This is a genomic window from Paracoccus wurundjeri, from assembly GCF_030678915.1.
In the GTDB taxonomy this organism is placed as follows: Bacteria; Pseudomonadota; Alphaproteobacteria; order Rhodobacterales; family Rhodobacteraceae; genus Paracoccus; species Paracoccus onubensis_A.
The window spans coordinates 21785-31307 of the sequence record NZ_JAUUTZ010000040.1 but is presented as its reverse complement, the minus strand read 5'-3'; the positions used below and the strand labels follow the sequence as shown (position 1 = coordinate 31307).

The window sequence follows — 9523 nt, the reverse complement described above, 5'->3', positions numbered from 1 at the left end:
GTGATAGGCCGACCGCAACGGCACGATCGGGTCAGGACGCTGCGGCCTCGAGCGCTGGCTCAAAGCGCTCGGAGAAGTCATCAATGGTCGTTTGACCCTGGTCGACGGTGAGGGTGGGACCGGCAAGAATGATGTTCAGGTCGGTGATCCCGATCAAACCGAGCACCTGGCGCAGATATGCACTGGCGACGTTGGCGCTCTCGAAAGGCGCGCCTGGCGAGAAGTCGCCTCCTGTTGCGATGATGACGGTGACCTTCTTGCCGGTAACCAAGCCTTCGTAGCTCGGGCTGAACGTGACGCCGACGCGAAGAACATGGTCTACCCAGGACTTGAGAACGGCCGGAATCGAGAAGTTGTACATCGGTGTGGCGATGAGGATCTCATCCGTGGCCTTCAGCTCGGCGATCAATTCGTCAGAGACACGAATTGCCTCGACCATTTCCGGCGAGTGCTGTTCTGGCGGGGTGAAGGCGCCGCCGATCCACGGCAGGCTGATGTATGGAACGTCAGTCGTGGAAAGATCACGCACGGCGACATCGCCGCCGTGAGACGATTGCCACTTTTCCGTAAACCGCTTGGCCAGATTACGGGATACTGAATATGGACCTCGGGGACTTACTTCGATGACAAGAAGATTGGACATATTTCACCTTTCGGCTGGTTGGAGCGGTTCCGTTTTGTCAGATGTGTGGAACCATGATCGAGGCCTAAAGATCGAACTCAGCCGCTAGAAAATGAAGGTGGCAGAACCGAAACCGGCCGTTGCGCTCACGCGAACGCAGAGCGCGCTCGGCGGTGGCTTTTCACGCATATCCGAAACGCCCGGCCCGTCGGCATACGCCGTGCTCGGTCGCCAAGCTTGCTCAACTCTTTGCAACATTCAGATGCGACGAGGAACATCGCGAATGCTCTGCAGGTCGACGATGCTAACAAGCCGTTCAGGCGAGTCAGGCCAAGACCACGGTGACCGACACAATGCCTCGGGGCGTTCGTTGGACGCACGCGCGAACCGCCGCCGCCTGCTATGAGTTAACGTCGACAACGGTGCGTCCACGCACCTTTCCTTGGAATATCCCGTCGACAACGTTCGGAACATCCGCAAGGCCGACTACGTGTGTCATCGCAGCAAGCTTACCCAGTTCGAGATCCTGCGCGAGGCGTGACCACGCCATTAGTCGGACTTCCTTGGGCGCGTTTACAGAATCGATCCCAGCCAGCGTGATGTTCCGCAGTATGAACGGGAGGACCGATCCAGGAAGGTCGACACCTTGAGCAAGTCCACACGTCGTCACCACGCCACGATACTGTGTTTGCGCGAGCAGGTTCACCAGAGTGTTGCTTCCAACGGAGTCCACTGCGCCAGCCCATTTCTCTTGCGCAATGGGGCTACCCGGCTCCGATAGAGTACGGCGGTCGATAATCTCCGCTGCCCCAAGCGCGCGCAGATATTCCTCCTCCTCAGGTCGCCCTGTGGATGCAACCACCCGGTATCCCAGTTTCGACAAGATCGCGATTGCAACCGAGCCGACGCCACCGTTTGCTCCGGTCACGACGATATCGCCGCGCGAGGGGTCCAGTCCGGCGTGTTCCAAGGCCAGGACACTGAGCATGGCGGTATAGCCCGCCGTCCCGATCGCCATAGCGTCCTTCGTTGACAGAGACTCGGGGAGCTTCACTAGCCAATCGCCCTTGACGCGAGCTTTCTGGGCGTAGCCGCCATGGTGCGTTTGACTTAACCCCCAACCATTAAGGACAACGCGGTCTCCGATCGAGAATCCATCATGCGAGGACGTCTCAACCGTACCGGCCAGATCAATCTCAGGGACAAGTGGAAACGCCTGAATGACATCCGCTTGACCACTGATCGCCAGTGCGTCCTTGTAGTTGACGGTCGAATACTCAACGGAGATAGACACCTCGCCTTCCATCAGAGTTTCGTCGTCCATTTCGACGATATCGGTGGAAATTCCATCGTGAGTTTTAGAAGCCAGAAGTGCTCTGAACATCGGTGCTCTCCCATACAGGTTTAAGGCCCCGCGGAGCTGCGCGCGTGGAGCCGCGATCAAATCGTCACTTTATAGCGCAGCGGACCGACGTTGGAGGCAAGGTTAGGGCAACCGCTTGTTGCGTCTGCGCGAACGACGGCACCGGGTTAGAATTGAATGGCATGTCAGGAACGTGCCGATTCCAGACTAGCCTTCACTGCTGTTCGTTCGAGCCCGGGTAGATGCCTGGGAGAGGTAGTCCCAGTCTGGCTCCGGTCCGAAGCGAGCAACGAGAGCATCAATGAAGGCCCGGGTCTTTGCTGGTGGTGGGCCGGGAGGGCGGACAGCGAACAACGCCTGCTCGATCATGGGGAACGAGGTAAGGAGCGGGATAAGCGCCCCACGCTCGATCGCTCCCGCCAGTACGAAAGTCGGCAGAGCCACTATGCCCATCCCGGCGATCGCCGCCGCCACAATTGTCTCGGCATTGTCGGAGCGCATTCGGCCAGCGACGCGGATCGAGGTGACGCGATCCTTTCCGCGAAACCGCCAAAGGTCACCCCCGGGCACGCCGTAAATGATGCAATCATGGGCGGTGAGATCCCGAGGCCGCTTTGGCGCTTTAAGCTTGGCGAGGTAATTCGGGCTTGCGGCCACGCTGATACGCATGGGCGCGATGCGCCGGGCAATCAGCGTTGAGTCCGGTAAGGCGCCCATGCGGACCGCCACGTCGATCCCATCAGCAAGGATGTCGATCCGCCGATTGGTGAAGGAGGCGTCCATCTTCAGCTTGGGATGATCCCGCATGAAGTCCACGAGAAAATCCGCCAGGTGTGCGGTCCCGAAGGCAATTGGCGCCGTGATGCGCAGAACGCCCGTCAGCTCACCCGTGCTCCGCGCGGCATCGCGCAGAGCTTCGGCGAGCTCGCCGAAGGCACTGCCGGCACGAAACCGAAGCGCGTCCCCTGCCTCAGTGGGGGTAATGCCTTTGCTACTACGGGTGAACAATCGAGTGCCAAGGCCCTCTTCAAGCCGGGCGACACGTCGGCTGACCACCGACTTGGAAGTTGCCATCTCAACAGCGGCGCCGCTGAAACTGCCAGCCTCGGCTACGGCTAGGAACGCCTTCACATCTTCGAGGTCTGTCATCGTTCCCTCCAACGCAACACGCTGCTTTTCTGCGGCATGCTTTCGACTAAAAATGCGAACGAGAGTGTAGCTATTCAAGAGTAGTTGAATTGCCACCTCAAAGGGTTGGGCGCAGATCTCGGACAGTGCTTATGCTTTCCAGCTGGGACGCGACTGCCAGAATCGTTGATTCCGCCAACCAACTGCCCACGATCTGGACGTTGATCGGCAGACCTTCACTGCTCGTACCGAACCGCATCGAGATTCCCGGCAGGCCGGTGACGTTGAGCGGCACGGTCGCGCCCTGCAGATACGTGGCATCGACCGTCTGGCCATTGATGACGAACTCCTCCTGCCCGTGCTTGTGGGCCGGGAGGGGAAGCACCGGCGTGATCAACGCGTCGAAATTCTGGAAATACTCGGCGAAGCCATCGCGAAGGCGCTCGGCCGCCTGCTCAGCTTCGATATAGTCCGCCATGGACGTGTCGGGCAGCGACAGCATCGTCTTGGACATCTTGTACATCTGGTCTTCGTGGCCAGCGGTTGCCTCGGCGAAGGCTGACTTCATCTCCATCACATGGATGCGGTTGAAGACGTCGAGCGCGAAGTCCTTTTCGAGCGCGGGAATACGGACCGGCTCGACATGCAGCCCGAGGCTCTTGAGCGCCTCAGCAGCGGCCTCGACCACCTTGGCGACTTCGGGATCGATCGGGCCGAAGCCAGGTTCGACCAGCCAGCCCACCCGAAGCTGCCGATAGGGCTGACGGCCAATGCCGGCGTCGAATTGAACGGTGCTCGTCGAAAAGGCGTCGTGGCCGTCCGGACCGGCTAGCTGCGAGAAGGCGAGCGCCAGATCACGGATACTGCGGGCCATTGGCCCCACATGCCAGAAGCGGCGGGGCGCTCGCGGATAAATGCCTGTCATAGGGACACGGCCATGCGTCGCCTTGATTGACGAAATACCAGTCTGGGCAGCGGGGCCGCGCACCGAGATGGCGAGATCCGTACCGAGACCGATCGGCGACATGCCCGCCGCGATTGCCGCCGACTCGCCGCCGCTCGAGCCGCCCGGCGTCCGCGTCAGATCCCAGGGGTTGCTGGACCGGCCGGTAAGGAGATTGTCGCTTTCGATCCAGTAGGAGAATTCGGGAAGATTGGTCTTCGCGAGGAGGATGCCGCCGGCCCTCTTCATGCGTGCGACGCTGGTTGCGTCAGCGTCTGGCGTGCGGCCCTTGAAGATAGGCGAGCCACGCTGCGTCAGCACGCCGGCGGTGTCGATCGAGTCCTTGACCGTGAACGGGACGCCGTGAAGGACGCCGAGTTCTTCACCCGCGCGGACCGCGGCGTCCGCCGCTCCGGCCTGCGCAAGGGCGTCATCGGCGAGCGTGACGATCGCGTTGATCTTCGAATCCACTGCCTGGATGCGCTCCAGATGCGCCTTGACGACCTCGACCGAGGACACCTCGCGGCTGCGGATTATGTCAGCGAGCTTCGTGGCGTCCCAATAGATGATGTTCTGACTCATGGCTTTCTCTCTGTTTCGGGCTCCCACACACCGTATGCGAAGCCTACCTGTCGTTCGTTAGGTCGATATAGGTGCTTTATTTTCTGCTCGTCAACCCCTATCTAACACTTGGTAGGGCGAAGGCCGCTGGAACCGAGGCGTGGAGATGACGACGAATTCAAAGGAAGCGATCCTAGCGTCTGCCAGGCAGATCGCTCAATCACACGGCTACAGCGGGCTGAACTTCCGCGATCTCGCCGCCCAGGTCGGGATCAAGGCGGCAAGCATTTATCACCACTTCCCCAGCAAGGCAGGCCTGGGCGCGGCGGTTGCGCGGCGTTATTGGGAGGATACCAAAAGCGAGCTCGACACCTTGTTCGCCGACTCGAGGGATCCGATCAGTGCGCTCCGGGAATATCCAAAAATTTTCCGACGGTCGCTCGAGAGCGATAATCGGCTCTGCCTCTGCAGCTTCATGTCGGCCGAGTATGATGATCTTCCGCACGAGGTAACGGTGGAGGTTCAGACCTTCGCCGAAATCAACGTCGCCTGGATCAGCAAGGCGCTTGTCGCGGCCGGCGCTGCGCGCCCGGAGAATAGCGAAGCCCAAGCACGCGCGATTTTTGCAGCGGTCGCCGGTGCTCAGCTAATCGCGAGAAGCCGTTCGGACATTTCGATGTTCGACGCATTGATCGAAAGCTATCGGGCCAAAGGGCTCCTGCCGGACTAAAGCGTGGCCGGTCCCCTGCCCCAGTCGTCGCTCAGCCAGATACGCCGCCAGCGTATGAATCGCGCCGAGTCTGCCGGAGGCTCCGTGTGTGGATGCCCCGTTTCATGCAAGGGAAATCCGTGCCGCTGAGCATGTGATCGGGTGCGGTCATGTGTCAGGCCTGTCGATACGGCTAAGTGGTTGCCGCGGGCCGTCATGGAGATACGCGGAACAGGCGCAAATCAACTCAGCGAGCTTTTCGCTCTTGGAGCCTCGGTGCCTTTCCTGGTCCCGATCAGTCCGATCGTTTGCCCTTGACGTTCACGACCTCCTCACATGCCCACCTCTCCTGATCCCGCAGCGACCGAGCGCTTGCTCAGGCAGCTGCGCTACCGGGATACCGATAGTCTTCTTTCTTGGTCTGCATGGCCCAACTCGCGCAGGCCATCATGTTTGCCAGGGCCACAGCGACCAACATCAGCGAATTGCGGTCCATCGTGAAACCGCTTGCGCTTGACGAGCGGCGCTGCGTTCAACTCGCCAAGGTCTTGTCGAACAGTATCTGAAGATTATCGAAGGCCCCAAGCTCGAAAACTTGATGATCAAGGACGTGTTCTCTGACCATAGGCAAGCGACCTACGGTCTCTTCAAGCGTCTCTTCGTCAGGTGCCTCGTAAACCAATATAACTGCTGGCTGCTTAGGCGAAAAATAGAACTCCCGAAGAGGGCCACTTTGGTAAGACCGCCAGACCTCCTTGACTTCTTCGAGCATAAGCGGGGCGACATCATCCATCGTCTTGCCATCAGCAATCGAAAATACGACCAAGTATTTCATTCAGCCATCCCCATTGTGTGCCTCATTACGTGGACGCCAAGATGTATTTCCTGCCTCGGCGGAGTTGAACCCAACGTGCCTACATGTCAGTGTTGACCGCATGTCAACACCACCTTTATCGCCAAGTCTCCAACAACTCCTTTGGTTTGTGCGCATTGTCGAGGCCGGATCGTTCTCCGAAGCGGCCCGAAGGGCCGGCACTTCGACTTCAGCCATGTCAAAGGCGGTTTCGCGCTTCGAGCAGACGCACGGCATTCGCTTGTTGCATCGCACGACGCATTCTTTCTCGCTTACTGATGAGGGGGATCGCTTGTTTGGCCGAGGGCGCTGCTTGCTCGACGAATTGGAGTCAGTCGAGGCGACATTGACTGAGTTGGGTAGCCGAAGTGCGACCGGCCGGGTTCGCTTGAGCGCGCCATCGGCTTTCGTCCGGTCCGTCATAATGCCGGAGTTGCCGCAGTTCTTAAATAATCATCCCGATATCGACATAGAGATTCAGTCTGGCGACGAGATCGTCGATCTCGCGGCGCGGAGCATAGACATCGCCGTGAGGACCGGAAATCTCGATGGTTTGCCGGGACATGTTTTCAGGCAAATGTACACCTTCCCATGGATCGTGTGCGCGACACCAGATTATCTGCGTCGGTATGGAGTCCCCGACAAGCCTGGGGATCTTGTGGCTCACCGACAAGTAGGGTTCAGGAACAAGTCCACCGGTCAAATCGACAGCTGGCGCTTTAACTCGCCGATGGATGGAACGGCCATTCGTCACAGCCCTCGCCCAAAGTTCGTTTTCGACGACGGTGCGGCTGCCTGGAGCATGGTGAGAGCTGGGCTGGGCATCGGATGGGTCCCGTCTTGGCTCGGGCTCGATGACCTCCGCAGCGGCGATGTGGTCGAGGTTTTGACGGAGTGGCGATCTGCGGAAGCGCCACTATTCGCTGTCCGCTTGGATCGGCGCCTAACGCCCGTGCGGACTCAGATCGTCATGGACTTCCTCGGGAGCCTTTCGTCGACTTGGCAGGTGTAGTGTCTTCGCTTGGATTGGTCGGTTGCGTTTTGGGTGAGTTCAAATTAGCGCCTTGACCAACGAACCGAAGATGCCATATTAGACCAGTCTCCTAGTGATGGTGAAGTATCGTGTCTCTTGCACTGAAGTCTGAAAAACCCTCCGACGTGAAGTCTCATATCCTTGATACGTCCAAGCGGCTTATCGCAGCGCGCGGGTTCTCGGCTGTAGGGTTGAATGAGATTCTGCTCGGTGCTGGAATCCCTAAGGGCTCATTCTATCACTATTTTGCCTCGAAAGACGCATTCGGCAAGGCCCTGCTTGAATACTATTTCGAGAACTATCTTGCTGAAGTCGATTTATTACTCGCCGATGAGTGCGTTTCAGCACGCGAGCGGCTGGCCGCATATTGGCGCTTCTGGCGGGACAACCAGGAGCGTGACGATCCAGAAGGCAAATGCCTTGCTGTGAAGCTTGGCGCCGAGGTGTCCGACATCTCCGAAGGCATGCGGATCGCGCTGAAGAATGGCACATCGGCTATTGTCAATCGGCTATCGCGGGTTGTGAAGCAGGGACTGGCAGATGGTTCAATCGAGAGCAGCCGCAATCCTTATGACGTCGCAGAGACGCTCTACCAGCTATGGCTTGGCGCGAGTGTCATGACGAAGATCGCCCGCAGCCCGGCCCCATTTGATGCCGCTCTGGCCGCTACCGACCAAATCCTGTCGGGGAAATAGCGCAAGGAGATCAGATTTTTGACTGAAAAATAGACGACCGGTCTACTTATGCCTACATAGCTTTTGCCGAAAATGCGTTATGGCCCGACTGTCATTCGAGCAAAGTATCTTCCGCCGCCGGATGCGTGACGAACCATCATTAACAACCGAAGGAAAATGAACATGAAAATCCTGATCGTTTTGACATCGCACGACCAACTTGGCGACACTGGTCGCAAGACTGGTTTCTGGCTTGAGGAACTCGCTGCGCCCTACTATGTGTTCAAGGAGGCCGGGTACGTAATAACGCTTGCTTCGCCGAAAGGCGGCCTGCCGCCACTCGATCCCAAAAGCAACGAGCCCGATTTCCAGACAGACGAGACCCGGCGGTTCGAGGCCGACGCAGAGGCCAACGAGGCGCTGGCCAACACCGTCAAGTTGGTCGAGGTATCTGCGGACGACTTCGACGCTGTCTTCTATCCGGGCGGCCACGGTCCGCTCTGGGATTTGGCCGAAAGCAAGGACTCGTCCAACCTTATCGAGGGCTTCATTGCTGCTAACAAGCTCGCCGCCTTGGTCTGCCACGCGCCTGGTGTGCTGCGGCACGTGAAGACTCCTCAAGGCCGGCCGCTGGTCGAGGGCAAGAAGGTGGCTGGCTTCACCAACACCGAGGAGGCCGCCGTCGGCCTGACCAAGGTCGTCCCCTTCCTCGTCGAGGATGAGCTGAAGGCCAAGGGAGGCATCTACTCGAAGGGTCCAGACTGGGGCTCGTACATCGTGCAGGACGGCTTGCTGATCACCGGCCAGAACCCAGGCTCGTCGACTGCTGCTGCGCAGCGGCTGGTCGAACAGCTCAAGGCGTCGGCGTGACTGCCTATGTCGTCTTTGTCCGCGAGACGGTGACCGATCCGCAATCCCTTGATCGCTACAGGGAACGGACATCGGCCGCGCGAGACGTGCATCCGCTCGTGCCGCTCGCCTTCTATGGCACACATGAGGTGTTGGAAGGCGAGCCGGTCAATGGGGTTGCCATCCTGAGCTTCCCGTCGATGGAAGCCGCACGGGCGTGGTACGCGAGTCCGGAGTATCAGGCCGCACTTCCTCATCGCCTGAGGGGTAGCACGGGCATTCCTCCGAACTCTGGCCTTCCCGCAGGATCATATCGAACTTGGCCGCGACGCCGGCCAGCGTCGTTGCGGACGTTACTGCCAAGGTATCGGCCAGTGCCTGTGCATGATCGGCGGCCACCAGTTCCTTTTGCCGTGCCGAAGAATAACCGATCACGGCATCGGCTTCCGCCCAGCGAGCCTGATGGGCCGCAAGTTCAGCTTTTGCTTTCGCGTATAGCCCGGCCAGCGCAGGAGCCCCGCCAAGCAATTCCTCGATATCCTCGGCTCGGGACAGGGTGACGGTCACCCCGTCATCATCCAGATCGACCTCTGCGCGAGGAAAGCCGATCCTGCGTATTAGCAAAGCCTCAAGGTCCTGTTGCTGTCGGCAAAGCCTATTCGTTTGGTGATGGGCGGCCTGCCAGTTCCGCCACAGCGCCAGCGCAGGATCGGGATCGGACTGATCGGCACCTGCCTCTGCGACAGGTCCAATGATCTGAAATGGCACGGACATCATGCCCGCCGCCG

General features: G+C 59.3%; 10 protein-coding genes and 1 pseudogene. 5 read left to right on the top strand and 6 right to left on the bottom strand.

From position 1 onward, the window contains the following. Window positions 1-31: 31 nt before the first annotated feature. The 4 genes from Q0601_RS23250 to Q0601_RS23235 all read right to left on the bottom strand — a co-directional run bounded on the left by Q0601_RS23250 (window position 32) and on the right by Q0601_RS23235 (window position 4638). Window positions 32-643 carry an FMN-dependent NADH-azoreductase gene (locus tag Q0601_RS23250; protein ID WP_305292355.1) on the bottom strand — a complete coding sequence of 204 codons (612 nt, stop codon included), beginning with the start codon at window positions 641-643 and terminating at the stop codon, window positions 32-34. 379 nt (window positions 644-1022) lie between these two features. Further along, window positions 1023-2006 (bottom strand): acrylyl-CoA reductase (NADPH), encoded by a 984-nt coding sequence (gene acuI / locus Q0601_RS23245; RefSeq protein ID WP_305292354.1) that lies wholly within the window; start codon window positions 2004-2006, stop codon window positions 1023-1025. 186 nt (window positions 2007-2192) lie between these two features. Continuing rightward, window positions 2193-3134: a LysR family transcriptional regulator gene (locus Q0601_RS23240; RefSeq protein WP_305292353.1), complete on the bottom strand. Its 942-nt coding sequence runs from the start codon at window positions 3132-3134 to the stop codon at window positions 2193-2195. A 97-nt stretch (window positions 3135-3231) separates the two neighbouring features. Next, the gene (locus Q0601_RS23235) at window positions 3232-4638 is read right to left on the bottom strand and encodes an amidase (RefSeq protein ID WP_305292352.1); all 1407 of its coding nucleotides are present in this window, start codon (window positions 4636-4638) and stop codon (window positions 3232-3234) included. A gap of 145 nt (window positions 4639-4783) precedes the next feature. On the opposite strand from Q0601_RS23235, the gene Q0601_RS23230 reads away from it, so the two are divergent. Continuing rightward, complete coding sequence (locus Q0601_RS23230; protein WP_305292351.1) at window positions 4784-5347, top strand: TetR/AcrR family transcriptional regulator; 564 nt, start codon at window positions 4784-4786, stop codon at window positions 5345-5347. A gap of 355 nt (window positions 5348-5702) precedes the next feature. Here Q0601_RS23230 and Q0601_RS24905 read toward each other — a convergent pair. Then, window positions 5703-5822: pseudogene (locus Q0601_RS24905) on the bottom strand (IS110 family transposase); the annotation flags it as partial. 36 nt (window positions 5823-5858) lie between these two features. Next, complete coding sequence (locus Q0601_RS23220; RefSeq protein ID WP_305292350.1) at window positions 5859-6161, bottom strand: hypothetical protein; 303 nt, start codon at window positions 6159-6161, stop codon at window positions 5859-5861. A 100-nt stretch (window positions 6162-6261) separates the two neighbouring features. Between Q0601_RS23220 and Q0601_RS24830 the strand changes: the two genes are divergently transcribed. From Q0601_RS24830 to Q0601_RS24825, 4 genes are all read left to right on the top strand, one after another. Continuing rightward, complete coding sequence (locus Q0601_RS24830; protein WP_370656181.1) at window positions 6262-7191, top strand: LysR family transcriptional regulator; 930 nt, start codon at window positions 6262-6264, stop codon at window positions 7189-7191. 110 nt (window positions 7192-7301) lie between these two features. After that, entirely contained in the window at window positions 7302-7907 is a 606-nt protein-coding gene (locus Q0601_RS23210) for a TetR/AcrR family transcriptional regulator (RefSeq protein WP_305292348.1), read from the top strand. 162 nt (window positions 7908-8069) lie between these two features. Then, window positions 8070-8756 carry a type 1 glutamine amidotransferase domain-containing protein gene (locus Q0601_RS23205; protein ID WP_305292347.1) on the top strand — a complete coding sequence of 229 codons (687 nt, stop codon included), beginning with the start codon at window positions 8070-8072 and terminating at the stop codon, window positions 8754-8756. After that, window positions 8753-9295, top strand: a complete 543-nt coding sequence (locus tag Q0601_RS24825; RefSeq protein ID WP_370656180.1) for a DUF1330 domain-containing protein — start codon at window positions 8753-8755, stop codon at window positions 9293-9295. The genes Q0601_RS23205 and Q0601_RS24825 overlap by 4 nt, the downstream gene beginning before the upstream one ends. Window positions 9296-9523: the final 228 nt, after the last annotated feature.

What these genes read in the sequence shown, in the direction of transcription:
- Q0601_RS23250 (WP_305292355.1), bottom strand. Translation starts at nt 643, where the DNA reads ATGTCCAATCTTCTTGTCATCGAAGTAAGTCCCCGAGGTCCATATTCA.
- Q0601_RS23205 (WP_305292347.1), top strand. Translation starts at nt 8,070, where the DNA reads ATGAAAATCCTGATCGTTTTGACATCGCACGACCAACTTGGCGACACT.
- Q0601_RS23230 (WP_305292351.1), top strand. Translation starts at nt 4,784, where the DNA reads ATGACGACGAATTCAAAGGAAGCGATCCTAGCGTCTGCCAGGCAGATC.
- Q0601_RS23220 (WP_305292350.1), bottom strand. Translation starts at nt 6,161, where the DNA reads ATGAAATACTTGGTCGTATTTTCGATTGCTGATGGCAAGACGATGGAT.
- Q0601_RS23235 (WP_305292352.1), bottom strand. Translation starts at nt 4,638, where the DNA reads ATGAGTCAGAACATCATCTATTGGGACGCCACGAAGCTCGCTGACATA.
- Q0601_RS24830 (WP_370656181.1), top strand. Translation starts at nt 6,262, where the DNA reads ATGTCAACACCACCTTTATCGCCAAGTCTCCAACAACTCCTTTGGTTT.
- Q0601_RS23240 (WP_305292353.1), bottom strand. Translation starts at nt 3,134, where the DNA reads ATGACAGACCTCGAAGATGTGAAGGCGTTCCTAGCCGTAGCCGAGGCT.
- acuI (WP_305292354.1), bottom strand. Translation starts at nt 2,006, where the DNA reads ATGTTCAGAGCACTTCTGGCTTCTAAAACTCACGATGGAATTTCCACC.